22 protein-coding genes and 2 pseudogenes are annotated in these 25,047 nt (G+C 66.5%); 18 read left to right on the forward strand and 6 right to left on the reverse strand.

The annotated features are described in order from the left end of the window. Positions 1–196, forward strand: a pseudogene (locus tag XINFAN_RS21620) (hypothetical protein); the annotation flags it as partial. 29 nt (positions 197–225) lie between these two features. After that, positions 226–393: a hypothetical protein gene (locus XINFAN_RS21625; RefSeq protein ID WP_160144536.1), complete on the forward strand. Its 168-nt coding sequence runs from the start codon at positions 226–228 to the stop codon at positions 391–393. A gap of 402 nt (positions 394–795) precedes the next feature. Here the strand turns inward: XINFAN_RS21625 and XINFAN_RS21630 are convergent, their stop codons facing one another. Then, complete coding sequence (locus XINFAN_RS21630; RefSeq protein ID WP_160144537.1) at positions 796–1,143, reverse strand: hypothetical protein; 348 nt, start codon at positions 1,141–1,143, stop codon at positions 796–798. Here XINFAN_RS21630 and XINFAN_RS04485 point away from each other — a divergent pair. The 8 genes from XINFAN_RS04485 (at position 1,114) to XINFAN_RS04520 (ending at position 9,275) form a co-directional block, all read left to right on the forward strand. Next, the gene (locus XINFAN_RS04485) at positions 1,114–2,862 is read left to right on the forward strand and encodes a CHAT domain-containing protein (RefSeq protein ID WP_160144538.1); all 1,749 of its coding nucleotides are present in this window, start codon (positions 1,114–1,116) and stop codon (positions 2,860–2,862) included. The genes XINFAN_RS21630 and XINFAN_RS04485 overlap by 30 nt on opposite strands. A gap of 150 nt (positions 2,863–3,012) precedes the next feature. After that, the gene (locus XINFAN_RS04490) at positions 3,013–3,882 is read left to right on the forward strand and encodes a hypothetical protein (protein WP_124085293.1); all 870 of its coding nucleotides are present in this window, start codon (positions 3,013–3,015) and stop codon (positions 3,880–3,882) included. Between the two features lie 66 nt (positions 3,883–3,948). Next, positions 3,949–5,451, forward strand: a complete 1,503-nt coding sequence (locus XINFAN_RS04495; RefSeq protein ID WP_124085294.1) for a hypothetical protein — start codon at positions 3,949–3,951, stop codon at positions 5,449–5,451. 16 nt (positions 5,452–5,467) lie between these two features. Next, the gene (locus XINFAN_RS04500; protein WP_124085295.1) at positions 5,468–6,079 is read left to right on the forward strand and encodes a hypothetical protein; all 612 of its coding nucleotides are present in this window, start codon (positions 5,468–5,470) and stop codon (positions 6,077–6,079) included. A gap of 1,608 nt (positions 6,080–7,687) precedes the next feature. Then, positions 7,688–7,999, forward strand: a complete 312-nt coding sequence (locus XINFAN_RS04505) for a hypothetical protein (RefSeq protein WP_124085296.1) — start codon at positions 7,688–7,690, stop codon at positions 7,997–7,999. Between the two features lie 16 nt (positions 8,000–8,015). After that, positions 8,016–8,480: a hypothetical protein gene (locus tag XINFAN_RS04510; protein WP_124085297.1), complete on the forward strand. Its 465-nt coding sequence runs from the start codon at positions 8,016–8,018 to the stop codon at positions 8,478–8,480. Further along, a complete protein-coding gene (locus XINFAN_RS04515; RefSeq protein ID WP_124085298.1) occupies positions 8,474–8,851 on the forward strand; it encodes a hypothetical protein in 378 nt (125 codons plus the stop codon). The genes XINFAN_RS04510 and XINFAN_RS04515 overlap by 7 nt, the downstream gene beginning before the upstream one ends. Positions 8,852–8,945: 94 nt before the next feature. After that, positions 8,946–9,275: a hypothetical protein gene (locus tag XINFAN_RS04520; RefSeq protein ID WP_124085299.1), complete on the forward strand. Its 330-nt coding sequence runs from the start codon at positions 8,946–8,948 to the stop codon at positions 9,273–9,275. A 496-nt stretch (positions 9,276–9,771) separates the two neighbouring features. Here XINFAN_RS04520 and XINFAN_RS04525 read toward each other — a convergent pair whose 3' ends face one another. Next, complete coding sequence (locus XINFAN_RS04525; RefSeq protein ID WP_124085300.1) at positions 9,772–10,860, reverse strand: substrate-binding domain-containing protein; 1,089 nt, start codon at positions 10,858–10,860, stop codon at positions 9,772–9,774. Positions 10,861–11,053: 193 nt separating this feature from the next. Between XINFAN_RS04525 and XINFAN_RS04530 the strand changes: the two genes are divergently transcribed. From XINFAN_RS04530 to XINFAN_RS22390, 3 genes and pseudogenes are all read left to right on the forward strand, one after another. Then, positions 11,054–12,511 (forward strand): aldehyde dehydrogenase family protein, encoded by a 1,458-nt coding sequence (locus tag XINFAN_RS04530; RefSeq protein WP_124085301.1) that lies wholly within the window; start codon positions 11,054–11,056, stop codon positions 12,509–12,511. Positions 12,512–12,624: 113 nt separating this feature from the next. Continuing rightward, complete coding sequence (locus XINFAN_RS04535; RefSeq protein ID WP_124085302.1) at positions 12,625–13,587, forward strand: methionyl-tRNA formyltransferase; 963 nt, start codon at positions 12,625–12,627, stop codon at positions 13,585–13,587. 126 nt (positions 13,588–13,713) lie between these two features. Then, positions 13,714–13,887, forward strand: a pseudogene (locus XINFAN_RS22390) (iron chelate uptake ABC transporter family permease subunit); the annotation flags it as partial. A 183-nt stretch (positions 13,888–14,070) separates the two neighbouring features. Here XINFAN_RS22390 and XINFAN_RS04545 read toward each other — a convergent pair. The 3 genes from XINFAN_RS04545 to XINFAN_RS04555 form a co-directional block, all read right to left on the reverse strand. After that, complete coding sequence (locus XINFAN_RS04545; protein ID WP_124085303.1) at positions 14,071–16,362, reverse strand: TonB-dependent receptor; 2,292 nt, start codon at positions 16,360–16,362, stop codon at positions 14,071–14,073. Between the two features lie 83 nt (positions 16,363–16,445). Beyond that, the gene (locus XINFAN_RS04550; protein ID WP_160144539.1) at positions 16,446–17,387 is read right to left on the reverse strand and encodes a FecR family protein; all 942 of its coding nucleotides are present in this window, start codon (positions 17,385–17,387) and stop codon (positions 16,446–16,448) included. 11 nt (positions 17,388–17,398) lie between these two features. Further along, entirely contained in the window at positions 17,399–17,905 is a 507-nt protein-coding gene (locus XINFAN_RS04555; RefSeq protein WP_233352122.1) for an RNA polymerase sigma factor, read from the reverse strand. 301 nt (positions 17,906–18,206) lie between these two features. Here XINFAN_RS04555 and XINFAN_RS04560 point away from each other — a divergent pair, with 301 nt between their 5' ends. From XINFAN_RS04560 to XINFAN_RS04580, 5 genes are all read left to right on the forward strand, one after another. Next, positions 18,207–20,261 carry a TonB-dependent receptor domain-containing protein gene (locus XINFAN_RS04560; RefSeq protein WP_124085306.1) on the forward strand — a complete coding sequence of 685 codons (2,055 nt, stop codon included), beginning with the start codon at positions 18,207–18,209 and terminating at the stop codon, positions 20,259–20,261. A 65-nt stretch (positions 20,262–20,326) separates the two neighbouring features. Continuing rightward, on the forward strand, positions 20,327–21,697 hold the full coding sequence (locus XINFAN_RS04565) for an outer membrane protein assembly factor BamB family protein (protein WP_233352123.1): 1,371 nt from the start codon (positions 20,327–20,329) through the stop codon (positions 21,695–21,697). 150 nt (positions 21,698–21,847) lie between these two features. Beyond that, on the forward strand, positions 21,848–22,123 hold the full coding sequence (locus XINFAN_RS04570) for an iron transporter (protein WP_124085317.1): 276 nt from the start codon (positions 21,848–21,850) through the stop codon (positions 22,121–22,123). Further along, a complete protein-coding gene (locus XINFAN_RS04575) occupies positions 22,120–23,694 on the forward strand; it encodes a PepSY-associated TM helix domain-containing protein (protein WP_124085308.1) in 1,575 nt (524 codons plus the stop codon). Before XINFAN_RS04570 ends, XINFAN_RS04575 begins: the two co-directional genes overlap by 4 nt. Before the next feature lie 2 nt (positions 23,695–23,696). Continuing rightward, complete coding sequence (locus tag XINFAN_RS04580) at positions 23,697–24,035, forward strand: DUF3325 domain-containing protein (RefSeq protein WP_124085309.1); 339 nt, start codon at positions 23,697–23,699, stop codon at positions 24,033–24,035. Between the two features lie 28 nt (positions 24,036–24,063). Here the strand turns inward: XINFAN_RS04580 and XINFAN_RS04585 are convergent, their stop codons facing one another. Next, complete coding sequence (locus tag XINFAN_RS04585; RefSeq protein ID WP_124085310.1) at positions 24,064–24,963, reverse strand: LysR substrate-binding domain-containing protein; 900 nt, start codon at positions 24,961–24,963, stop codon at positions 24,064–24,066. Between the last annotated feature and the right edge of the window lie 84 nt (positions 24,964–25,047).

Genomic DNA, 25,047 nt, shown 5'->3' on the forward strand with positions numbered 1-25,047 from the left:
GGCGGAAACCTTTGATCCGCAGGGGCGTTACCGTCACTACTGGCTGCAAGGCGAAGGCGCGCTGGCCTATGCGGCGACCCTGCCCGCCGCCTGGAACAGTCCCGCCGGATGGGTCGAGGCGGACAGCGCCCCCCTGCTGGCCGATGGCCGTGCCCACGCCCTTGCCGCGCTGGCGACATTCAACCGTGAGGACTGACCAGATTTTCCCGCAGAAAGGTCACTGACATGCCGCACGATGCGCTTTCGATCCTGCTGCTGACGGTTCTTACGGCTGCACTGTTCAGCGTCACCCGTCCGGACAGCGGCTGGATCTGCGCGCCGACGCTGATCCGGGCGCTGGCCGGGGTGATTGCCTGCTCCGTCGGCTTCGAGAGCGGTCCGGGTGAGGGTTGATGAGTGAGCTTTGCGGCAAGCAGCGCGTCGTCCCGTCGCCATGTCCGGTAAATCCATCGCCGGGCAAACGAATAACCATGCCTGATCATATAATTGCACATGTGGACGATGCCGACCCTATGCCTGGATGAAGAAATTTGTATCTTTCCGGGCAGGGGCAAGTGAAATCGGCGCATGGAAACGGATTCGACATCGGGAGCGGTTTCAGACGACGCGTTGCGCGCTCTGATCCTGCGGCTGCGTGAACGGCGCGAGGCTGGCGGCCTGGGGCCTGGCGAGGCCGCTACATTGCACGAGGAGGCCCGTGTAATAACCGCAGGTATTGTGGACGATGCCAACAACCTCGCCCCGATCCTGCGCGACCTGCGGCGGATGTTGTTCACTGTGGCCTTCGATGCGGGCTCATATGGTCTGGCGGGGCGATTTCTGGAACTCGCGTGCCCGCCGCAGCTGAGCACGCCGCCGCGGACCGATCTGCCCCCGGCCAGCACGGAGGAACGGATCAGATGGCGCTCGGCCATGGCCCGCTTGTTCGAAGCCCAGGAGAACCTTGAGGCAGCGCATGCGGAACACCTGCATCTGGGCGACGATTATCTGGAACTTTCCCCGCCGGATCGCGGTCTCTTCCCGGTGCTGACCAATGCGATCGGGGCGGCTTATGAACTCGGGGATTATGCCGTCGGCGCCAGCCTTCTGGAACATGCCGGGCGGATCGCAAAGTTGTGGCCCGAGGCCGACATTCAGCTGCAACTGGCGATCGCCCGGCTGTATCCGCCCCTTGCCGCAGCCGAACCCGAGGATTTCGCCGGACGCATTGCCGAAGCGCTGGACCTCGCCCGCGCGCATGAGCCGGGGATGGTGGCGCCGCTCCATCGTTTCGCGGCGCTGTCTTACCTGCAGATGGAGGCGCCGTGGCGCGCCGTGGCGCATCTGGACGCGCTGCCGGCTGAAGCCGCATCGCTGCGCGAAGAGGCCAGCGATGCCATGGTGCGTTTGCAGGTCCGGATCGCCATGGACGATATCGACCCGGCCCTGGCCGAGCGCGGGCTGGCGCTGCTCGGGCATGAGGCGGCGGGCTATGCGGTCTGGGGCTCACTGGGGGCGCTGACCATAGCGCTGATGCGGCTCGGCCGGACCGGGCCTGCGCTGCTGACCGGTGTGCTGTTCGTGCGCCGGATCGGGGCGCTGATTGCAACGCTGCCGCGCAATCCGCTGAAAGCCCGGGAACGGCGCCGGATCATCCTCTCGGTGCTGGAGCCGCTCAGGTCGCTGCTGGCCGCGAACGACTACATGCAGGCGGCCGGGGAACTGGAGAGCCTGCATGCGCTGCTGACGCATGGGGTGCGCCTGTCCGGAGACAGCTATCGGAACTGGGCGCCCAGTCCCAGGGTCGGCGCGGCAGCGGAGCGCGCAGCGGCGCTGCTTGGCCAGGCATCAGAACCGGGGGACGACAGCGATGCCTTTCGCCGCGCGATTCTGGGGTTCGACCCGGTTCCGCCCCGCCCGCCGCGCCCCGCGACGGGCGCCGGCGAACTGGCCGTCAGCTTTCTGCCCGATGCCGGGCGCCTGATCCGGATCATGCATGGTCCGCAGGGCGAGACGGCTCAGATGCTCGACCTGCCGCTGGAAGACATCGCGCGGCGGGTGCGCCAGCTGAACAGTGCCATTCGCCTCGATACGGATCCGGTGCCCCTGCGCGCCGAACTCGGAGCGCTGCTGTTCGGCCCGGTCTCGGAAGCAATCCGGGACGCGCAACGGCTGAGCATTGCCGCTTTCGGCCCGCTGGCCACGCTGCCTTTCGCCGCGCTGATCCTGGATTCCCGGCCGCTCATCTCGGGGCGCAGCATCGTCATCCGCACCAACGCTGAGCGCGGCGCCCGGGATGCAGCGACACCGGGGGCAGCGCTGCGGGTGCTCCATGCGCGGGGAGGCGACGGGGATCCGCTGGACGAACCTGCGGCCGAGGCCGCCGCCGTGGCCGCATGTTACGGCGATCCGCCACTGGCCCTGGTGCCCGAGTTCGACCGCCGGGATCTGGAAGCCGCCCTGGATGCGCGGCCTGCCGTCTTGCATATCGCCGGCCATTTCCGGCTGAAGGAGGATGATCTCGCCTCCTCCTTCCTCATCGGCTCGGCGGGGGAGCCTGTTCCGATCGGCGCGGTCTTCGCCCCGCCGCGCTCGCTTGCCGGCACCGAACTGGTGTTCCTGTCCGGCTGCGACAGCGCCGGCCATGGTGGCGGCCGCAGTCTGGCCGGCCAGTTGCATGGTTTGGGCGCGGGGTCGGTGATTGCATCGCTATGGCCCGTGGACGACAGCGCAGCCAGGGCGGTGGCCGAGGACACCCACGCGGGTTTTGCGGGCGGTCTGGATGCGACGGAGGCGCTGGCGCGCGCGATGCGGCGGGTTGCGGCCCTGCCGCGATTTGCCGCGCCCCGCCATTGGGCGGCTTTCCAGTGCTACACGGCCTGAACGCAACTCAGCCCCGGTTTTCCAAATAAATTTCAGGGTCCTGGCACATTTCGCAAGGCTGCCAAAGATCGCGCAAGCCGGCTGCGATGCGGCATGGGGTAAACAGAGCCTCGAATCGGTTTACCACGAAAACAGACAATCCAGGACAGCATGATCGACAGACTGATGAGAACCGCCGCGTGGAGATCGGATTTCGACTGGCAACTGGCAATCCTGCAAGAGGTTCTTGGCGCGCGTCGCCCCGCCGAAGAGCTGACCAACGCCTATGTGGCCCGTATGTTGCAGGTCAGCGAATCCGGCGTCACGCAGCGGCGCAACGGCAGCACACCGCTGCGAACGGGTGACGCATCCAAGATCATCGCCGGTTATGAACTGGGCGCGCACGATCTGGACCACAGGCTGTTCTCGATCACCGACCCGGAGACATTCCTCGAAACATTGAAGCGGCATGGTGTCGGGGAATACGAGCAGAATCCGCGCAGGCGGATGTTGCAGGTTCTGAATGCGCGCGCCGCCGATGAGGGGCTGTCGGTTGCTTTGCGCCGCGCGCGCAACGACCGTGGCGTCGGCTTTGCGACCGATCCGCAGCCGGTGCCCGGCATCCTGCATTCCGGCGAACCGGTCGAGATCGTCGTTCAGGCCGCCGTGGGCCGGCATGTGGCCATCCTTCAGTATATGGTCGATATGGTCCATGCCATCGAGGTGCTGTCGCCCAGCGACGGCATCCCGATCATCGAGGTCAGCGACCGGCTGTTCCGTCTGCCCGGCCCCGGGACCGGGGCGCTGAAGATCCGCGGGCCCTCGGGGCGGTATCGGATGATGCTGGTCGAAGCGGATGCCGACACCGTGACGCTGTTCGGAGGCGCATCCAATGCCCGCAATGACACCGACCGGCTTGATGTCGAGATCAGCGGCCCGGGACGGATGACCGATGAATCGGCGCGCGATGTCGTCCAGCGGATCGATGCCCTGCCCCTGGGCGACATCCGTACGGCAACGACGGATTTCATCGTGATCTGAGGCCGCTGACCCGGCCCGAATGCCCCCGGACATTCCTTGTGACCGCTGACAGAAGGCAGAAAAGCCATGAGGATCCAGCCTGATATCGTGAGGCTCGCCATCGCCTGCGGCGGTCTTCTGGCCGTTTCGGTGCTGGCCCTGGTTTTGGTAAGACCCGATCCGACCCCGGCGCGCCAGGGTCAGGGCGCGTCCGTGTTGCCCGCCTGGAGCCTCACGGACGGGACCTCGCCTCCGGACCGGGACCAGATCGGGATGGCGGTGATCGACAGCATGATCGGGGTGCCGGGCATCGCGGAAATCGCCGGGGGCGGGGCCGGGGGGCTGGCCCGGTCGCTGTCGATCCGTCATTTGGGCTGCGTGCAGGACGACCGGCAAGGCTGGAACTGCTCGTTTACCGTCCAGCGGCGCGACGGGAAGCATCCGCCGTCCGAACGCATCGCGGGCAACTTCGTCTATGAAGAGGGCGCCTGGACCGCCCGTTTTTCGGATGCCGGGGGCTTTGCCGCCATGGCCGCCGTGCAGGCCTCCCCGGTGCACTGGCCCGACCCCATGCCGGAGAGCCTGCGCGGAACCTGGACAGGCGCCGGGCGGGGCAAGTTCGGCATGATCGAGTTGGTCTCGTTTCGGGTGATCACGGAAGGGGCCTCGTTCCATCTGGGATCGTGCCGGGGCGCCACGACCACCGATCAGCGGACCGGCGAGGGCAGCTACCGGATCCTGATCGAAGCAGGATGCCAGGCCGAGATGACCGTCCATATCGGGTCGGTCGGGCAAGGCGAAATGGCGATCGAACTTGAGCAGGCCGGCCACCGTCAACCGCTGACCTTGCAAAGAACCGGCGTCCATCCGGTCACCGCCAGCCGGCACCCCGACAGCGCAGTGGACATCCTGGGGCTGCCTTTCAGTACCGCCGCCGAGTTCCAGGATGCTCTTCTTGCGCTGCGGCCGGATGCCGGCAGGCCGAGACAACTCATCAATGGTCCCGGAATGCTCATCGAAGCATCGACCTTCCGCCACCGCGTCAACCCTTTCGAACCCATCGGGACAGGGGAAAGCGTGACGGCGCTGATCTTCGAGCATGAAAGGAAACTGCCTGTTGAACGGAATCCGGTCGTCGCGACATGGCGAATGCTCAGCCCGGCCCCTGATGAACGGCCGCTGATCCAGGAAGCGGTCGACGGCCTCATCCGGAAATATGGTCTGCCCTCGCGCCGCAATGGGGACACGGAACTGACATGGGCTTTTGCGGACGATACGGGCGAACGCCTTGAAGGCGATGCCTGCCTGCGTGCGAGCGAGGCGAATTTCATTTACCTGTCTCGGGCCGATCTGCGCAGTATTGTGAACATTTCCGCCTATATACGCGGAAACCGGGGCTGCGGCATCACCATCCAGGCTTCGCTGACCCGTGACGAGCAGGGGCGGCTCTCCTCGATGCTGATCTTCATCCAGGATCAGCGGCTGGCCCGTGCCCAGTCGCATCTGCGGGAAATCGACCTTACCCGTAGTATGCTGCAAACGGCGCTGCGGCGTGAGCGGCAGGCGCGTTCGAACATTCTCAACCTCTGATAACGGGAGATCCGACATGAAGACTGGCACCATGAGACCTGGCAGGCACCTTCTGTACGCTGCCGTCGCCTTCGGACTTCTCGCCCTTCCTGCGCAGGCCGAATGGACCTATGGGCTCCATCCCGTGCTGGGGTTGAGCGCACATATCGACCTGGGGGATGGCAATGCCATCGGCCTGGCCTGCAACCGGCGCGAATACAATCCGATGTATGACGCGTTCGTCAGCCTGCGGGTGACCAACGGCCTGCTGCACGAGGGCATGTTCCTCGTCGTGTTCGATCCGCCTTCGGGGATCCGGCAATTCTCGCAGATCGAACGGCCCCGGCAGACCGCCGGCTATACCGAGTGGCCCGGCAATTCCTGCGAAACCTACGTGACCGAGATCCAGCAGTCGGGAGAGCTGGTGACTGCACCGGTGATCTTCCGCAGCTTCGGCGACACGGACGACGGCAGTTTCATTGAATACGAATATGGTGGCGCGACCCTCCGCGCCTTCGGGGATGACGGCTATCGCGCCTTGCCGGAGGCGCGGCGGATTTCGCTGCGAGGCTCTTCGAACGCGATTCGACAGCTGATCGCGGCCTGTCCGTCGATCCGCCTCGATATCGAGAACAACTGCGGGATCTGACGCGCGCCTGCGAAAATAAATCGACGGGCCTGGTCGCTGCGGCTGCGCCCGGTTTTCCAATGTCAGCGGAGCGATTCAGATATTCCCAAAGATCTTTGAGCGGCAGGTGGTCCTTGCCGCTCCAGACCTATTTCCGGAGCCGGCGATTCAGGTCGTCCGGGCCAGGCTCGGTTTGTAGCGTGCCGTGGTTGACGAGTTTCTTGCTTGCCCGCGCAAGGGTGCTGTCCCGGGCCGGAACCTGAGTTCTCGTCCATTCCACGTCGGCTTGTGCCGTTTCCTGCGCCGGGTAGATGAGACAACGCGAGGCTTCCTTTATCCGGGGGCGGAGCGTGTCATTGGCACCTTTCGGCTCGTCCCCGGCCAAGGCGAGGTCGCCTGGCGTCAGATTCAGCCTGGTCGTTTCCCTGCCGGTCACGGCCCATGCGATCGCCTCGCGTCGCACCGATTTTCAGCCCGTCCCGTTCACACTGGGCGGCCGCGAGAAGCACCAGCATGTTGCGATAGACGCGCCGCGTCGCATCCCGCTGCATCAAAAGCTTGCGCGCTTCCTTCATCGCATCCGATCCCTTGTTGCCTGTGTGGCGACGCCGGATGCCGAGAACGACGATCCGAACATCACCAGGTGGTCCGGACCCTTCCGGGGAAGTGCCTGGCGCCATCTGCACGGCATTGAAATGGCCCCCGTCCCCGACGCCGTTGATGTAGGAGCGCAGCCCGCCATCGAGTTACCGCAGAACCCAGGCCTCTATTCGGGGACCATTTCCGGGGCCTCCCGGGCGCCGTGCAGGACTGGGTCTTCGCGCCGCGAGAGGGTGACATCGGATATGAGGCGGCCCGCCCGCGGCCAAGGCCGCCATCGCGCTGGGCCGCGCGGGCTTTGCCGGCGGAACTGGTTACTTGACGGCGTTTTCGCAGCAGACATATTCCAGCCCGGAGAAAGGCTGAGCTGCGGCGGAACACCTGCGCCGGGATCCCTTTCATTTATCGGGGCCGCCCGGGCGCGCTGATCTGCTTTCGACTGTTTGTTCAATGGAGAAATTTCCCATGCGCCTGAAGGCCACTCTTTATGCGGGGTTACTTCGGCCCTTTTCGCAATGCCAGCACAGGCTTATCTAAAGTTGAAACCAGAAGCGGGATCCTCTGGCGTCAAGGCAGAAGATACCGCGCCCCTTCTGTGCGCCGATGCGTCGGGGGGCGGCTGGAAATAGCCGGGTGCGGCGGTTTCGCAGCCGGGCGAGGGCATGGACTGTCAACTGAGCGATATCATGCCCGGCGGCATTCCGGAGAGCGGCAGGTGCTACTGGTCCCCATCCGGGAATCATTACCTCACCTGGACAAGAGGCGAGAACCTGGTCCTGCGGACCGCGGATGGCAGCCAGATCTGGGCGGCGTTGATCGAGGCAAGAAATTTCCCGCGGATCGGCAATGTGCCTGGCAGGCCAATGGCAAGCTCGTCGTAAATTCGATGACAGGCACCAAACTCTGGTCGGCAACGGGGGATGCGATCCTCGACCCGGATATGCGGCTTGCGCTGCAAGGTAATGGCGCGTTGCAAATCATCTCACCTACGCGGGGCATGCTGTGGTCAAGCGACGGTAACTCGCGGCGGTGACCCATGACGATGAGGGGGCGATCTATTACCTCACGATCCAGCCGGGCGGCGACAATGCGAATGCCGCGCGCCGCATCCATCTCTGCAAAGTGTCCGGCGACGGCGAAAATACGGTCGTGAGCGAACTGAACGGCAAGACCTTGGGTGACAAAGCGACGCCGTGGGATGCGGTGGACATCTCGAAATCCGACGATTTCGTCGCCGACATGTCCTATTCCAACGGGCGGCTGGGCCCTCATGAACGGGCGGCAGCTGCAAAGGGGCGCAGACGGTCTTCAGCACCAGAGCGGCGGGACCTTCGTTTTTGACGCCAAAACGCTGAAGATGGGGAAGAACCTCGGGCAGACCTCGGGCCATTCCTTCGGCAATGTGCTGACCGTGGCGCAAGACGGCGCCTTTGTCGGGATCGACCTCGGCGACAATTATCCGCGCGTCGTGAACATGCATTCCTTTGATCAGGACGGGATCAGCAGCAGGCTGGTCTATGCCGTCAAGACCGAGCATGGCAGCAAGCAAAGCAACCCCGCCGGCAAGCCTTTCGGCGCATATCCTGAGATCAGCGGCAACGGTAAGACCTTCTGCAAATGGTCCAACGACAACCGCACCTATGCCGAACTGGGCGGCGTGATCGCGACCTCAGGCGGGCTGAGCGTCATTTTCGCCGGTGAACCCGATCCGAACGGCAATGCGCTGCAAAACGGCCGCGCCGACGTCACCTCGTCGACGCCCGCACTATCGGGCTGGTCAAGGTCAAACGCAATTTCGTCGATGGCAGCGATCCGGTGCTGACCAGCGGCAAGACCGGGAAAGGCGGTTTCTTCACCTTCAACGGCGTCTGGACCGATCTTGAAAACAAGGGCATCGTCAGGCTCACCCGCTACACCGACAAGGCAAAGGAAAACGCCTCGCGCATCAAGACGGCGCAATTGTCCGATGACGAAATCCTGGTCATCCGGGAGACCTGGACGCCTGACGCCTGTGTCTCGACCTATGCGATGAAGATCAGCAGCACCGGGAAACCTGTCGGAGAGCCGGTCGAGCCTGGCGCTGCCGCCCGTCTGAGCAGACAGGGCGATCCGCTGGTCATCGGAAACCGGGTGTTCTTCATCGCCGGGGACAAGGTCAGCAAGGAGCTGGTGGTGACCGCATACCAGCCCTGACCGCAGCAGGCGGCCCCTTGCCGCCCGCGGCTTTTGCCTGAATTACTGTCACAGGGCCTCACGGCCGAACTGAAACGCATCCTTTGAGGAAAACATGCAACATAATCCCGGCTCGCCACGCATCCGCATGGCCGTTCTCGCCTGCTCGACCACGGTCCTGCTGGCGGGTGCTCAGCAGGTTCTGGCCTCCAGCGGCGATGCCTGGGAGGAGTTTCAGCAAGATGTCGAGAGAGCCTGTCTCGCGGCCGCATCCGGCGTGCTTTCCGAAATCACAGGGATCCAGGTGGACCCCTACGGCTCGGAAACCTACGGCTTTGCGGTTGTGCTGGGGATCGAGACGGGAACCACCTCGCAACGCATCGTCGCCTGCGCCTATGACAAGGCCTCGCAGGTCGCCGAAGTCAGCGGCACCTTCGAGCCGTAATCCTGTCGGTCGCGGCTGCTGACGCAGCCCTGAAGGGCCGGTAACCGCTCGCGGGCAGGACAGGCAGCCGCGATGACGACAGCTTGCGCAAGGCTCTGAGAACACTCAAGGGTTGTACCGGCCGGATGGGCCGAGAGTCATGATATCTCCGAAGGCCCTGTGGGATCAGGTGCCGGACGCGCTCTGGCTGGCAGCGGCAGCGGCCGACCAGTCGCAGCAAGCCCCCCGCACGGGCCCGGGGTCGGTTGCATCTCCAGGGGCAAGGCGCGAGTGTCGCACGAACCTTTCTGGAGCGGACATTCGGGCGGACCGCCGCGAGATTTCAGTCGGTTCAGGCTGACGGGAAGATTGTCGCCGCCGGATTTTGACTTTCCTGAGCCGGTATGAGGATTTCCGTTCACCTTTGAGAGCTCTCAAAGATACGGGCATATCAGCAAGACCATGCGCGATGCGTTCCGTCATCCCCGAAATGAGACGCCAGATCGACCGGCGTCACTCAGGCGCGGGCGCGAAACACCTCGCGGATGGTTTTCACCGTCCCTGGCACTTTGACCTGATAGCCTGGCAGCGCCGAGATCGCGCTGGCAAATTCCGCGCTGCGCATGACCGAGAGCACCCGCTCCATCGCGGGATGGTCAAGGATATGGCTGTGGCAGAGAAAGACGTAATCCTCGGTCAGCACCGGCACGAAATCCAGCCCGAACTGCCGTGCCGCCGCCTCGACGCCAAAGGCCGCATCGGCAAATCCCGAGGCGACATAGGCCGCCACCGCCGCATGGGTGAATTCGGAATGGTTGTAACCCTGGATCGCCGCGCCCTGAATCTGGTGCTGCGTCAGAAGTTGGTCGAACAGGATCCGCGTGCCCGAATCCGGGTCGCGGTTGACGAAACGCACGCCCGGTTGCAGCAGGTCCTGGCAATGCGTGATCCCGAGCGGGTTCCCCTTGCCGACGATCATCCCAATCTCGCGTGTCACGAAAGAGATCACCCGGTGTTTTTCCGGGTCAAGCCAGCCACGGGTCATCGCAAGCGTGCGCGCGCGCAACTCACCTTGTGGCAGATGCATGCCCGCAAGGTCGCAGGTATTCTCAACCATCGAGACCAGCGAATTTGAGTTGGAGACATAGCGGAAATCGACGCTCGAATCGCCGTTCTTTGCCAGCAGCTCGCGCAGTTTCGGCACCGCAAATCCGTGACTTGCGCGCACCCGCAGCTCCAGTCGTCCGCTGGCGAGGGTCTGGTTGACCTCGGTCTGGAGTTCCTGCGCGAGGTTTTGCAACAGCGGCCGCAGCCGCGCTTCCAGCCGCTCGGCCGCCCAGACCAGCTTGTCGCCAAAAGGGGTCAGGCTGGTGCCGCTGCCCTGCTTGCGCTCGACCAGCGGTGAGCCGAAAAAATCCGACCATTTGATCAGCAGATTCCAGGCGTGGCGGTAAGACATCCCCGCCCGGGCTGCGGCTTCAGAGAGTTTTCCGGTGTTCCGGATGTCAGATAAAAGCCCCAGAGTGATCTCCAGCCTTTCCTGCGGATTGTTGCGCTGAAAGGCCCAGACCGGCGCGATTTCGACCCTGACCGATCTGTCCGACATATGCATTTCCATTCTTATCTTTCGCCCGCAACTCTGGAAGTCCGGTTCCGGTTCAGGCGCTGTGATTCATGCAAACTGTATCATATTCACAGATTTATTCATCCAGGTAAGCATGGATTCAACGGACAATTCCAGGAGAAGCGCGGGTTGTCCGACAAATATATGAACAGATATGCATAACATGGAGGAAGCAATGCTCGACCAGAGAAACGGCGGAACCTATCCGCTGCTGATCGGCGGTGAAGCGCGTCAGGCCCGCTCGGGTCGCACATTCGAGACGCTGAACCCCGCGACCGGGGCTCATCTGGCCGATGTGGCCGAGGCGGGTGTCGAAGATGTCGATCTTGCCGTCGCTTCCGCCCGGAAGGCGTTCGAGGAGGTCTGGGGCCCGATGCGTGCCGCCGACCGGGGCGCGCTTTTGCTGCGCTTCGCCGAGGTGATCCGCGCCCACAGCGAGGAACTGGTCGAGCTGGAAAGCCTCGATTCCGGCAAGCCGGTGTCCGCGATCCGGCGTCAGGATCTGCCGGCGGTGATCGACACGCTGACCTATTACGCAGGCTGGGCCGACAAGATCACCGGCACCGTGGTGCCCGCACGCCCCGATGCGCTGACCTATACGGTGCGCGAGCCTCTCGGCGTGGTGGGTGCCATCATCCCGTGGAATTTCCCGCTGATGATCGGCATGTGGAAGATCGCGCCTGCCCTGGCCTGCGGCTGCACGGTGGTTCTGAAACCCGCCGAGATCACGCCTTTGACCGCGATCCGGCTTGGGGAACTGGCGCTTGAGGCCGGGCTGCCGCCGGGCGTGCTGAATGTGGTGCCGGGTTTCGGCAAGGTGGCGGGCCAGGCCATCGTCGATCACCCCGATATCGACAAGGTGACTTTCACCGGCTCGCCGGTCGTCGGTCGGCAGATCCTCCAGGGCTCGGCGGGGAACCTCAAGCGCGTCACGCTGGAACTGGGCGGCAAATCCGCCAATATCATCTTCCCCGATGCCGATATCGACGCGGCGGTCAGGGCAGCGGGTTCGGGGATCTTCTTCAACACCGGGCAGGTCTGCTCGGCCGGATCGCGCATCCTGGTGCATGAATCGATCCATGACGAGGTGGCGGAAAAGCTGGCGGCGCGCGCCAAAGGCATGCGGCTCGGGAACCCCCAGGAGGCCGGCACCTCGATGGGGCCGGTGGTCTCGGAAGTGCAGATGAACCGCATCCTGAATTATATCGAGATCGGCCGTGCAGAAGGTGCGCAGATCGTCACCGGCGGGGCCCGCCACGGCGATCAGGGCTATTTCATCGAGCCGACCGTCTTCGCCAATGTCCGCCACGAGATGCGCATCTCGCAGGAGGAGATTTTCGGTCCGGTCGCCGCTGTGGTGCCGTTCAAGGATGACGACGACGCGCTGCGTCTGGCGAATGGCACCGTCTACAGCCTCGCCGCCGGGGTCTGGACCGCCGACATGACCCGGGCGCATCGCTTCACCCGCAAGCTGAAGGCCGGCACGGTCTGGGTCAATACCTACGGCCCGACCGACATTCGCCTGCCCTGGGGCGGCGTGCGCGATTCCGGCTTTGGCCGCGAACATGGCGAAGAGGCCATCGACAATTTCACCGAACCCAAGGTGGTCTGGATCAATACCGGACCCGCGTGATCGGTTTCTGAAGCTCCCTCCGGCCTTTTCCCAAGGCCGACTTCGGGGTCCGTCTGCCGGTTTCATCCCGTCCGGACCCCGCTTTTCCCCATATCCCGATAAGGAACCACCCGATGCGTATCGCAATCATCGGCCAGCAGGCCTTTGGCAAATCCGTTCTCGATGCCTTTCTTGAGCGTGGCGATGATGTCGCCGCCGTCTTCTGCGCCCCGGAAAAGCCGGGGGCAAAGCCCGATCCGCTGCGTCTTGCGGCGGAAGAGCGGGGCGTGAAGACCTTCCAGCTGCCCAATCTGACCAGCTCTGACGCGGCGGAAGCCCTGCGCGCGCTGGGTGTCGATCTCGCGGTGATGGCCTATGTGCTGCAATTCGCGCCGCAGGGTTTCGTGAACATCCCGAAACATGGGGCGATCTGTTACCACCCCTCGCTTTTGCCGAAATATCGCGGACCCAGTTCGATCAACTGGCCGCTGATCCGCGGCGAGGCGGAAACCGGCCTGACCATCTTCCGCCCGAATGACGGGCTGGATGAGGGCGATATCGTCTTGCAGAAAACCACGCCGGTTTCGGCGGATGACACGCTGGGGACGGTCTATTTCGACCGGCTCTTCCCGATGGGGGTGGCGGCGATGCTGGAGGCGGCCGACCTGATCCTTGCCGGCAAACACAGCGAAACCGTTCAGGATGAGGCGCTTGCCAGCTATGAGGGCTGGTGCCGCGACCCCGAGGCCCGGATCAACTGGGCGGCCCATGCCCAGGAAGTGCATAACCTGATCCGGGGCTGCGATCCGGCACCCGGTGCCTGGACGCTGATCGGCGATGAGAAGATCAGGATTTATGAAAGCCACCTCACCCCCGCGCGCCGCTTTGCCGATGTGAGGGGAAAGCCCGGCACCATCGCGGAAATCGCCGACGGCAAGGTGCAGATCGCGTTGCAGGGCGGGCTGGTCCGGATCGGTCGCGTGCGCACCGCTCAGGGCGAAAAGATGAGCGCTGCGGAATTTGCCGCCCGCCTCGGGCTGACGGTTGGAGACCGGTTCGACATCGCAGGGCCGGCGCTTCGTACGGCGGCGGAATGATGGCCTGATCTGCCGTTCACCACAGGAATATGCAGCCGGGGCGGGCGGTGTGCTCGCCCCGCTTATTTCCGTCATGCGGCGGTGCGAAGATCGGAAGGGAGCTTGTCGCAGGTGACAAGGTTCTTTATGGCGCCAAAGCGGAACCACCGCTCCCGCCGGGTGGCGCAGGCGTTCCGCTGGCTGACGGCTCTGCCGGAGCGGCACCGGCTGATCCTGATGGACATCCCTGTGCCCCGCCTTGCCATGGGACTGCTGACCGGCGCAGGGATGGCGGTCTCGGGCAGGCTGATGCAGGGGTTGTTCCGCAATCCTGATCGTATCGCGCTTCCGGATCAGGGCCGCCTGATCGCCTGCGGCCCACCGGCCGGGGTGCTGACCGAGGACAGCCTCTCCTGCGCCTGCCGCTGCCCGCTGCGGGGCGATACCGCACCGGGAAGCGGCATGTGGCTGGTGCCGCAGGCGGCGTCGCAGCAGGCCCTCGGTTCAGAATTCGGCGCTCAGGCCCAGCCAGAGCCGGCGCCCGTCGGGCAGAACGTCGTCGAGCGTCTTGCCGGTGACGTTGTAAAGCGCCAGCGCACCGCTGACGGCTTCGGTGACCTCCCAGGTCAGCCCGAGATCCAGGATCACATGCCCGGGGATCTCCGCGCTGCGGCCAAGCGCTGCGGCCCGGCTGCGGGCGCGCGCCTGGCCCCAGAGGCTCAGCCGCTCACCCGCCGCCCAGTCGAAGCCGAGGTTCAGCATATGGCGCGGCAGGTTGTGAAACGGCCGGCCCAGGTTGCGGCCCCGCGTCACCTTTGAATCAGACCAGGTGTAATTCGCGTTCAGCCGAAGATCGCCGAGCGGCACATCCAGCGTCAGCTCCACTCCGCGCAGCCTGGCGCTGTCTTCGTTCACATATTGGGTGACGGCGACGTAACTCACCCCGTTCAGCGGGCAGGCCGGAGCCTCGCCCGCCGGGGTGCGGCACAGATCGGTGCGGGCGATGCGGTCGGTGAATCTCGTGTGGAACAGGGTGGCGCCGAACTGAAGGCCCGAGGGGCGCTCCCACATCAGGCCGATCTCGTGATTGGTGCTGCGTTCGGGGCGCAGCGCGCTGTTGCCGCGGTCGCGCGAGCGGCCGTCGCCGCCCGAGGGTTCGGCCACAGCATCGTCGGCCTGTTTCAGCGCGGGCACCCGATAGCCGCTGCCGATCCCGCCTTTCAGCGTCAGTTCGGGCGACAGATGCCAGACCAGCCACAGGCGCGGCGTCAGCGCGCTGCCGTAATTCTCGTTGCGGTCGCCGCGCAGGCCCAGCGTCAGCTTCAGATCCGGGGCCAGCCGCAGATCGCCTTCGACAAACAGCGACTGGTGCCAGCGCTCGGGGCTGGTGCCCGGTGAACCGATCAGCCGCTCGGGGGCGTGGCGGGTGCGCTCGAAACGGTATTCGTAGCCGAAGGAGAGGGTCTGTTCGCCGAAGGCCAGCGACGAGCGGGTGTTGAAGGTCAGCGCGTCATGGCCGCTGACATAGCCCGAGCGGAAATCGGTCTCTTCCCATTGCAGGAAGCTGGTGGTCGTGGCGCGCCCGCTCCAGGCGATGCGGTGGGTCAGGCTGGCCATGCGGTCGCGCACCAGGGTCTCGCTTGCGGCGCGGGCGCTCAGCAGCGTGCGGCTGAACCCGAGCCGGCTTTGCTGAAGATCCAGATCGAAGGACTGGACCGCATCCGGCGCCCATCTCAGCCGGGCGCCGAGGATGGTCCGGCGCGCGGCGCCCTGGCCCTGGCTGAGATAGCCGGTCGCGGCGCGGTCGTCCTCGGCGCGGGTGTTCGCCGATCCGTAGACCGACAGCCCGAGGCCGCCCGGCGTCAGCGGCCCGCCAAGGAAGAAGCGCCCCTCGCCGCCGCCGCCCGACAGCCGGTCGAAAGCGATGCTGCGGCCGAGCGTGACGCTGCCGCCCCAGGTTTCGGGGATGTCGCGGGTGATGACATTGATCACGCCGCCCGAGGCGCCCGACCCGTGCAGGGCCGAGATCGGGCCGCGGATGATCTCGATCCGGTCGAGCGCGGCCACCGGCGGCAGGAAGCCGATCTTGCTGTTCAGCCCGTGGCCGTTGTAGCTGGCCTCTTCCGAGGCGCTCAGCGGTCTGCCGTCGATCATGAAGAGCACATAGGGCTGCCCCATGCCGCGCAGGGTGATGGCGGGAAGCCCCTCGCGGCCGGGCCCCGACACCGCCAGCCCCGGCACGTTGCGCATCAGATCGGCAAGGCTCGCGGTGGCGCGGGTCTCCAGCCCGGCGGAGGGGATCACCGTCATCGCCGCCGGGGCATCGGCAAGCTGCTGCGGATGGCCGGTGGCGCTGAGGACGATGGTCCCGAGTTTCACCCCCGCCCCGGGATCCTCGTCTGGTGCGGCGGGCAGGCGGACGGTCAGGCTGCCGTCCGAGGTGAAACCATAGCTGGCGCCGCTGCCTGCCAGCGCGGCCTCAAGCGCCCCGTCAAGGGTCAGCGGTCCGCGCAGGGCAGGGCTGGTCAGCCCCGCCGCGCTGCCCTCGATCACCACCGAGATCCCGGCGCGTTCCGCGATACGGTTCAGCGCCTGCGCCAGCGGCAGGGGCGGCTGGTCGAAGCCCGCCGCCGTATCGGCCCGTGCCGCGGGGGGCAGCGATCCGGCGCAGGCCGCACCCGCCAGCAGCAGAGCCGCCAGACGGGCGGTCCGTGTCATGCGGGCAAAGGCGGCGGAATACTGCATCTTGTCCTTGTCGCCCTCCGGCGCAGACGGCTTCGCCCTTTTCTCACGCATGAGGGGGCATGGCACTGAACCGGCGGGTTGCGGTTTTTAGTGCTGGCGTCGCGGCTGGCGGTGAAAGGGCGGGCGCCCCGGCGTCACATCAGAAGATTGCCGCCGGGCAGGGGGATGATGCGAAAGCCGAGCGCCTCGGACAAGGCGCCGAGTTCGGCCCCGGCGTCTTCCAGCCCGATGCTGCCCGAAATCGGGCGAGACGCCAGCGTCTCGTCGGCGAAAAAGATCGCTCCGGCGCCGTGGCGGGCCAGCACCGAGGCGACCTCGCGCAGGCTGACATCGTAGAACACATAGCGCCCCTCGCGCCAGGCCAGCGCCTCGGGGGCATCGACCCCGGCCACCCGGGGCTCTTGTCCCGGAAGAAGCCGCAGCTGCTGGCCGGGCGAAAGGCGGAGCGGGGCAAAGCCCGGCGCGGCGATCTCGACGCTGCCCTCCTCCAGGGTGACCTCGACGCAGGCGCCGCAATCGCGCACGCCGAACCGGGTGCCGAGCGCGCGGATCTCGGTCTCGCCCAGCCGGACGGTGAAGGGGCGGCCGTCCTTTGCCACGTCGAACCAGGCGGCGCCCTGCCGCAGGGTCGCGATCCGGCCCGCGGCATCGGCGGCGAAATCCAGCGCCGAGCCGCCGTCGAGCAGCGCCCGGCTGCCGTCGGCCAGCGCCAGATCGCGCAGCGGGCCGGGGGCGCTGACGTGATCCGCGCTGAGCCGCAGCCGCAGATCCGGGCGCACCTGGTCGAGCCAGACCGCCGCCAGCGCGCAAGCCGCCAGCGCAAGCCCCGCGGGCCGCAGCAGGCGCGGCCAGTTCCACGTCCGGCGCGGCGCGGGCGCCGCCAGTTCCGGCGCCACCGTTCCCGCGATCTGCCAGACCAGCCGGGCATCGTCCAGCGCGCGGGCATTGGCGGGATCGGCCTCCAGCCAGGCGCAGAGGGCAGGGCTTCGTTCCACCGCCGGATCGGCGGCGATCGCCACCAGCCAGCGGGCGGCCGCCGCGCGCCTTTCGTCCCGGGAAGCGGAGTTTCGCGCCAAGGCAGCCGACCTCATTCGTTGCGCAGGTCTTCCAGCGCCCTGGCGCAGCTTGCCACGGCTTTCGCCATATGTTTTGCCACGTTGCGCTCCGACATGCCACAGCGGGCTGCGATCTCGTGGAAGCTCAGCCCCTCGGCGCGGTTCATCAGGAACAGCCGCCGCGTGGTTTCGGGCAGGGCGCGGATCGCGCGCCTGACCGCCTCTTCCGACTGGCGGGCCGAAACCGCCTCGAACGCGGGATCCTGCTGCGGCTGCCGGGCCAGGGTCGCGAGGGCGTGGGAACTGCGCACCTTCTCGCGCCGCAGATGGTCGATCGAGATGTTGCGGGCCGAGCGGTTGAGGAAGGCCGCCGGGCTGCCCGACAGGCCCGCGGCGCGCTCCCACACCCGCAAGAACAGGTCATGCACCAGATCGCGCGCGATCGAAGGATTACCGGTGCGCCGCGCGATCTGCCGTTCCAGCCGGTCGCCTTCCTCGCTGTAGAGCTGTCCGAGCTTTTCGGTATCGCAGGAAGACATGGCTGAGGCCGGGTCCATGAAAAGGGGAAATACCTTGGCATGGCGCGCGGCGGGGCGCATCCGGCTTGGCGTCCTGCATATTTCCACCGCCCGCCGATGTCTACCTCGGCGGGCCCGGCCCGGGGTGCTGCCGGGGAAGAATGTTGCATATTCGCGCCAATTCCGGGGGGCGGCCCGGCGGGTTTGCGGAAAATCCGACAAAAAAACTTTCTGGCGGCGGTTCAGTGCCGCCGGGCGCTCTGCGTGAAGGCCTCGTAACAGCGAATTGTTCCGGGCCGCCGGAGAGGGGACGCAGATGAGAATGCCGAAGATCACACCGAAGACCGCGAAAGCCGGGCTGCTGTCGTGCCTGCCGGTCTGGGCTGTCGCCATGGCCGCGGTGCTGCCGCAGATGAGCGCGCCCGCCCTGGCCCAGGCCGCTGATGAGGAGGAGGAAGAGGTCCAGAACCTCGGCACCATCGTGCTGACCGCCACCGGCCAGGCCCAGGCCCTGCCCGACGCGCCCGCGACCATGACGGTGATCGACGGGGCGGAGATCGCCTCGAAACCCTACGCTTCCATCGCAGATGTGCTGCGCGACGTGCCCGGCGTGATCGTCGGCTCGCCCTCGTCGCGGTCCGGCGCCGAGACGATCTCGATCCGGGGCCTCGGCGAAAGCTATGTGCTGACGCTGGTGGACGGCAAGCCGATCGGCAACTCGCAGGAGGCCACCTACAACGGTTTCGGCGCGGGCCTTGCCATGTCCTATCTGCCGCCGCCCTCGGCCATCGAGCGGATCGAGGTGATCCGCGGCCCGATGTCCTCGCTTTACGGCACCGCAGCCTCCGGGGGCGTGATCAACATCATCACCAAACCCGTCTCGGACGTGTGGTCCGGCTCGCTCACGCTGGGGCATACCACTTTCCAGAACAGCGGCGCCGGCAATTCGCACGAGGGCCGGTTCTACCTGAGCGGCCCCGTCATCGAAGACCGGCTGGGACTGGCGCTGTTCGGCTCGCTCCATGACCGCTCGAAACCTGCGATGCTGGTGGCGGGGCGGGCCGGCGCGGTGTCGACCCAGGCGCAGGATACCGAGCGCAAGACGCTGGGCGCGCGTCTGACCTGGTCCATCGACCCGAACCAGAAGCTGGATTTCGAAACCGTCTCCAGCACCAGCGATACGGTCAACCTGACCCCCGGCGGCACGCCCGGCGGCGTCGAGGTCGAGCGGCGGAACCATTCGCTTGGCCACAAACTGAGCTGGGGCGAGGGCTACGAGACCAGCTCCTTCGTCACCTACGAGGATGTGGATTTCATCAACGGCTCGAACGTCTCGGGCTATGAGATGCTGAACCTGAACAGCAAGACCAATCTCAGCCTCGGCCGCCACGATCTGACCCTGGGCTTCGATTACCGCGACGAGACGACGAAACATTCGCCCAACCGCGTCAATGTCAATCCGAAGATGACGCGCTGGAACTGGGCGGTGTTCGGCGAGGACAATTTCCACCTGACCGACGATCTGACCCTGACCTTCGGCCTGCGCTACGACGAGAACGAGCGCTACGGCTCGCATGTCACGCCGCGTCTCTATGCGGTCTGGCATGCGTCGGATTCGCTGACCGTGAAGGGCGGCGTCTCGGGCGGCTATAAAACCCCGACGCTGAAACAGGCCGACAGCAACATCTTCGAGCCCTCGGGCGGCGACGGCCGGGCGCGGGACCAGGGCAACACCGGGCTGAAGCCCGAGGAAAGCACCAACGTCGAGATCGGGGTGATCTGGGAGAGCGCGGGCGGCGTGCAGGTCGGCCTGACCGCCTATCACACCCGGTTCAAGGACAAGATCACCACCGAGCGCCAGTGCACCAACTCTGTCGACCCTGCGGTTCCGGGCTCGGTGCCTCCCTACACCTATGATTGCGGCGTCAATTCAGGGACCGATCCGATCAAATGGATCAACCAGTATGTGAACCGCGACGCGGCCGAGCTGAACGGGGTCGAGGCCACGGTGGACTGGACGCTGGGCGATTTCGCTTTCGCCTTCAACTACACCTATGCCGACAGCAAGGTGACCAAAGGCGCGGCGGTCGGCAGCCGGTTCAACAACAGCCCGCTGCATGTCGCCAATCTGGGCATCGACTGGCAGGCGAATGACGCGCTCTCGCTCTGGGGCAATGCGCAATACCGCAGCGCCACCTTCGATACCGGCAGCGGCCAGATCGGCGAACATGCGATCTTCGACATCGGCGTCGACTACGATTTCAACGAGAACGTCATGGGCTCGTTCGCGGTCTACAACCTGGGCGACAAGACCTTCGGCACCACCAATTACAACGATGGCCGCCGCTTCTACGTGGGTCTGACCTCTACCTTCTGAGCCATTCCCGGCCGCCCGGGACGGCGGCCGGTTCCCCCCCCTTTCCGACAACCGGATGTACGATGATGCTTCTTCCGCTTCCCTGCCGCCCCGCGATGGTCATGGCCGCGCTTCTCGCCACGACCGCCGCCGCCCGTGCCGAGCCCGTTTTCGACACGCCCGCGCCCTTCACGGGCCAGGTTGCCTTTTCCGGCCCCGACCGCAGCCCCGCCTATGCCGGCGGCGAGGTGGTGGTGAGCGGATCGGGCTTTGTCCCCGGCCAGGAGATCACGCTCAGCCGGGGCGGCGAGCCGCTGTCGCCTGCGCCTCTCGCGGCCGATGCCGAGGGCGCCTTCACCTTCAGCTTCACCCTGCCCGGGGATGCGGTGATCGGCCAGCATCCGGTGGTGGTCGAGGCCGCCGCGCCCGACAGCGCCGCCGTGGCGGATCTGAAGATCTCGCCCGAGCTGCCGCTTTCGGGCGCAGAGCGTTACGAGACGGCATCTGCGAAGACCGCGCCCGGCGTCTATCAGCTTGCCTACAGCGCGAAGAGCGGCGCGGTCTTCACCGTCTCGGCCAGCGGGCGCGGCGACAAGGGCACCTCGAAGATCATGAAATTCGACGCCGCCACGCTGGAGGTTCTGGCCGAAGCCACCCCCTTCGCGGATGAGGCGAACGGCATTTACGGCGCCTTCGGCATCGGGGTCGATGATGAGAACGGCACGATCTGGGTGACGAACACCCGCGCCTCTGCGGTGGCGGTCTACCGCCAGGACGACCTGTCGCTGGTGAAGCAGTTCGAGGCCGGCTCGGTCGGGAAGCCGCGCGACGTGGTGATCGACGCCGCGCGCGGCCGCGCCTACGTCAGCACCCACCGCACCCGGATCGAGGAATTCGATCTGGCGCGCCTTGAGAAGCTGGAGGGGTTCGAGCTGCAATCCGCCGAGCGCGGCGGCCAGTTCGGCACCATGAGCCTCGCGCTGGATGCCGCGAAGGGCCAGCTCTACACCGTTTCGCTGCGCACGCCGGAACTGGCGCGGATCGACCTTGCCACGCGCGAGGCGACGATCCTTGCGCTGCCGGGGGCGAAGAGCGCCTCGGGCGTCGCGGTCGATCCGGCGGGGGGCAGGGTCTTCGTCGCCTCGCAGGGCAGCGACGACGTGATCGCGCTGGACGGCGCGACGGGCGAGGTGCTGTTCGACACGCCGGTGGGGGCGCAGGCGCTGAACCTCGTCTTCGATCCGGTCTCGGGGCAGATTTATGTCGCGAACCGGGCCTCGGACACGATCGCCGTCGTTGATGCCGCAAGCGGCAGCATCACTGCCAATCTCGATGCCGGATCTTTCCCCAACCATCTGACCGTCACCCCCGAGGGCGTGGTCTTCGCCGTGAACAAGGCCCGCGGCGAGGAGGACCCCGAGGGCGACCGGCTGATCCGCCTCGTGCCGCAGGGCTGAGGCGCGTCCGGCCCGCGGCGCCGCTCCCCGCTGCGGGCCATTTTCCCTCCGTCCCGGCCGCGCCGGGGCGGTTTCATTTCCAGACCCCTCATCGCGGATCCAGACATGCCAGCCAGCGCCCGCCCGCCCGTTCGACGACTCTCTCAGGATATGCACGAGCGGCTCGGCGTCGCCTCGCGCAGCCTTGCCGCGGTGTTCGGCGGCTATCTTCTGGCCAACCTGTTCGTCCTCGCCTTCGTACGCCTTGTGCCGATGGCGCCGCGCGATGCCAGCCAGCTTGCGCTGATGCTGTCCTTCGTGGTCTTCGCGCTGGCCGCGATAGTTGCGTTTTCGACCCGGCAGCCCGGGCGGGCCTGGGCCTGGATCCTCGGCTCTTCGGCGGTCTGCGCGCTGATCGTCTGGTTCGTTCCCGGGGGTGCGGCATGAAGAACGGTTTCCGCCAGTCGATGGCCTGGCTGCACACCTGGACCGGGCTGCTGCTCGGCTGGCTCTTGTTCGCGATCTTCCTGACCGGCACCATCGCCTATTTCCGCAGCGAGGTGACCTGGTGGATGAAGCCCGAACTGCACGGATCGGTGGTCGGGGCCGATCCCGTGGGGCTTGCCCTCGACCGGCTGGCGGACCTGGCCCCGGATGCCGCCGTCTGGAGCATCACCCTGCCCGACGAGCGCAACCCGGCCCTTGCCCTGTCCTGGACGAAGCCCGGCGAAGAGGCGCGGCGCGGCGCACCGGCCACGGTGATCGACGCCACCACCGGCGCGGTGCTGCACCCGCGCGAGACGGCGGGCGGCGAATTTCTCTACCGCTTCCATTTCGAGCTTTACGGCCTGCCGCGCGCGCTGGCGCGCTGGATCGTCGGCATCGCCACCATGGCGATGTTCGTGGCGATCATCTCGGGCGTGATCACCCATAAGAAGATTTTCAAGGAATTCTTCACCTTCCGCCCCGGAAAGGGCCAGCGTTCCTGGCTCGACATGCACAACATGACCGCGGTGCTGGCGCTGCCCTATCATGTGATGATCACCTTTTCCGGGCTGGTGCTGTTCGTCGCCACGCTGATGCCGCTGGTGGTCGACCGCCCCGCCGGGCGCGGACCGGGCCAGCCCGCCGCCGTGGCCGGGGCGCCCGCGCCGCATGAGCTGCCGCAACTGACCGCGGTCCCGCCGCTGATGGCGCGGGCCGAAGCGGCCTGGGCGATGCCGGTCGGGCGGATCCAGATCGGGAAGCTCGATACCGGGCAGCCCGAGATCGTGCTGATCCCGCAGCGCAACTCCACCGTGGCGGTGCAGAGCGGCTCGGGCGCGAACGGGGTCGAGCGGATGCGCTTCGATGGGCTGACCGGCGCGCTGATCGAAGAGACCGGGCGGCCAGAGGCCTCGGTGGTGGCGAAGGTCGATATGGCGCTCGGCGCGCTGCACCGGGCGCGTTTCGCCGATACCGGGCTGCGCTGGCTGTTCTTCATCGCCGGGCTGGCGGGCACGGTGATGGTGGGCAGCGGCATGGTGCTCTGGGTGTCGAAACGGGCGGCGAAACATGCAAAATCCGGGGTGCAGCCCTTCGGTCTGCGGCTGGTCGACCGGCTCAACGTCGGCGGCATCGCCGGGCTGGTGCTGGCGACGGCCGGATATTTCTGGGCCAACCGGCTGATCCCGGCCGGGGCAGCGGACCGCGCCGGGCTGGAGATCCTGGCCTTCTTCCTGATCTGGGCCGTGGCGGCGGTCCATCCTTTCCTGCGCGGCCCGGAACGGGCCTGGAGCGAACAACTCGGCCTGAGCGCCGCGCTTTTCCTGGCGCTGCCGGTGCTGAACGCGCTGACCGGACCCTCGAACCTGCCGCTCGCGCTGTGGCGGGGCGATCTGGTGCTGGCGACGGTGGACCTAGTGGCGCTGGTGAGCGGGGTCGCCTGCCTTTATGCGGCGCGCAAGGCGCGTCCTGGCCGTCAGCCCGCGCGAAGGCCCGCAAGGCGCGCGCCCGTCAGCCGCGTGCCGGGAGAATGACCATGCTGCCCTGGCTTTCGCTTGTCCTGTGCTATGCGGGCTTTGTCGCGCTCGCCCTCGCCATGCCGCGCCACCATGAGGAGCTGCGCGGCGGCAAACCCGGTGCCGCGGGCCAGCGCCTCTGGCGTCTTGCCGGAGCGGCTCTGCTGGCCGCCTCGCTCTGGCCCGCGCTGGTCTGGTGGCCCGAGGCGGCCATCGCGGTTTCGGCCTGGCTCGGGATGGCGACGGTCGCGGCCTTTGCCCTCGCCATGGTGCTGACCTTTGGCCCGACGCGCCGCCGGGGGCTGTCTGCCGCCCTGCCGGTCTGCCTCGCGGTCGCCCTCGGCCTGCTGGCGCGCTGAACCCGGACCGGGCGCCACCCGTGTGCCATCACGGGCAGCTCCGCCCGCGTTCGGCCAGCGCCCAGTCCCGGAACACCTGGGCATGGCCCGCAAGAACGGGGCCCGCGGTCAGGGTGGACAGCAGGTAATAGTCCCAGCCGTAGCCGATGATGTGACCGGACAACTGGACAAGGCTGCCCGATCGCAGATCGGCCTCCATCATCGCCAGCGGGCAGAGCGCGACGCCCTGGCCGGACAGCGCGGCGGCGCGCAGCAGGTTGAAATCCTCGAATGTCGCGCCGTGGATGGCGTCCGCCACATCCTCTCCCATTTCGTTCAGCCAGATCTGCCAGCCCGCGGTTTCATCGTCATGCAGCAGGCCGAGCGCCATGATCTGCGCCGCCGTCCAGGGGCCGGAGCCCAGCCGTTGCGCCAGTGAGGGCGCGCAGACCGGCACGCTCTCGCCGCCGAGAAAGTAGGTGCCCGAGACGCCGGGGATGCGCGGCGCTTCGGTGGCGAAGACGAAGGCCATATGCACCACATCGAAGTCGATGTCGCGGCCGTGCATCGCATAGACCACGCGAAATTCGATCTCCGGATGCGCGGCGCGGAACCGGCTGAGCCGGGGGATCAGCCAGCACATCGCAATCGAGGGAATCGCCGCGATCACAAGGGTTTGCGCGGCGGGTGCTGCGCGGGCGCGGCGGCAGGCCGCCTCGATCTCGGCCAAAGCGATCGACAGGCTGCGCGCCAGTTCCGCGCCCTCGTCCAAGAGCCGCGTCCGGTTGCCTTCGCGCGCGAACAGGGGCTTGCCCAGCCAGTCCTCGACATGGCGGATCTGGTGGCTGATCGCCGACTGGGTGACGAAAAGCGCATCTGCGGCGGCCTTGAACGACCCCAGCCGGGCCGCCGCCTCGAAGGCGCGAAGGGCGTTCAGCGGTGCGGCCATGGCGTCCTCAGCATTATATTTCCTCATGCTATGGTGAAATATGGTCTTTTGACAAGAGACCCCGCTCCCGCCTTTGTGATGGTC

The organism is Pseudogemmobacter humi (assembly GCF_900609055.1).
Classification (GTDB): domain Bacteria; phylum Pseudomonadota; class Alphaproteobacteria; order Rhodobacterales; family Rhodobacteraceae; genus Pseudogemmobacter; species Pseudogemmobacter humi.

What these genes read in the sequence shown, in the direction of transcription:
- XINFAN_RS21625 (WP_160144536.1), top strand. Translation starts at nt 226, where the DNA reads ATGCCGCACGATGCGCTTTCGATCCTGCTGCTGACGGTTCTTACGGCT.
- XINFAN_RS04490 (WP_124085293.1), top strand. Translation starts at nt 3,013, where the DNA reads ATGATCGACAGACTGATGAGAACCGCCGCGTGGAGATCGGATTTCGAC.
- XINFAN_RS04495 (WP_124085294.1), top strand. Translation starts at nt 3,949, where the DNA reads ATGAGGATCCAGCCTGATATCGTGAGGCTCGCCATCGCCTGCGGCGGT.
- XINFAN_RS04500 (WP_124085295.1), top strand. Translation starts at nt 5,468, where the DNA reads ATGAAGACTGGCACCATGAGACCTGGCAGGCACCTTCTGTACGCTGCC.
- XINFAN_RS04510 (WP_124085297.1), top strand. Translation starts at nt 8,016, where the DNA reads ATGGGGAAGAACCTCGGGCAGACCTCGGGCCATTCCTTCGGCAATGTG.
- XINFAN_RS04520 (WP_124085299.1), top strand. Translation starts at nt 8,946, where the DNA reads ATGCAACATAATCCCGGCTCGCCACGCATCCGCATGGCCGTTCTCGCC.
- XINFAN_RS04525 (WP_124085300.1), bottom strand. Translation starts at nt 10,860, where the DNA reads ATGTCGGACAGATCGGTCAGGGTCGAAATCGCGCCGGTCTGGGCCTTT.
- XINFAN_RS04530 (WP_124085301.1), top strand. Translation starts at nt 11,054, where the DNA reads ATGCTCGACCAGAGAAACGGCGGAACCTATCCGCTGCTGATCGGCGGT.
- XINFAN_RS04535 (WP_124085302.1), top strand. Translation starts at nt 12,625, where the DNA reads ATGCGTATCGCAATCATCGGCCAGCAGGCCTTTGGCAAATCCGTTCTC.
- XINFAN_RS04545 (WP_124085303.1), bottom strand. Translation starts at nt 16,362, where the DNA reads ATGCGTGAGAAAAGGGCGAAGCCGTCTGCGCCGGAGGGCGACAAGGAC.
- XINFAN_RS04555 (WP_233352122.1), bottom strand. Translation starts at nt 17,905, where the DNA reads ATGTCTTCCTGCGATACCGAAAAGCTCGGACAGCTCTACAGCGAGGAA.
- XINFAN_RS04560 (WP_124085306.1), top strand. Translation starts at nt 18,207, where the DNA reads ATGCCGAAGATCACACCGAAGACCGCGAAAGCCGGGCTGCTGTCGTGC.
- XINFAN_RS04565 (WP_233352123.1), top strand. Translation starts at nt 20,327, where the DNA reads ATGCTTCTTCCGCTTCCCTGCCGCCCCGCGATGGTCATGGCCGCGCTT.
- XINFAN_RS04570 (WP_124085317.1), top strand. Translation starts at nt 21,848, where the DNA reads ATGCACGAGCGGCTCGGCGTCGCCTCGCGCAGCCTTGCCGCGGTGTTC.
- XINFAN_RS04575 (WP_124085308.1), top strand. Translation starts at nt 22,120, where the DNA reads ATGAAGAACGGTTTCCGCCAGTCGATGGCCTGGCTGCACACCTGGACC.
- XINFAN_RS04580 (WP_124085309.1), top strand. Translation starts at nt 23,697, where the DNA reads ATGCTGCCCTGGCTTTCGCTTGTCCTGTGCTATGCGGGCTTTGTCGCG.
- XINFAN_RS04585 (WP_124085310.1), bottom strand. Translation starts at nt 24,963, where the DNA reads ATGGCCGCACCGCTGAACGCCCTTCGCGCCTTCGAGGCGGCGGCCCGG.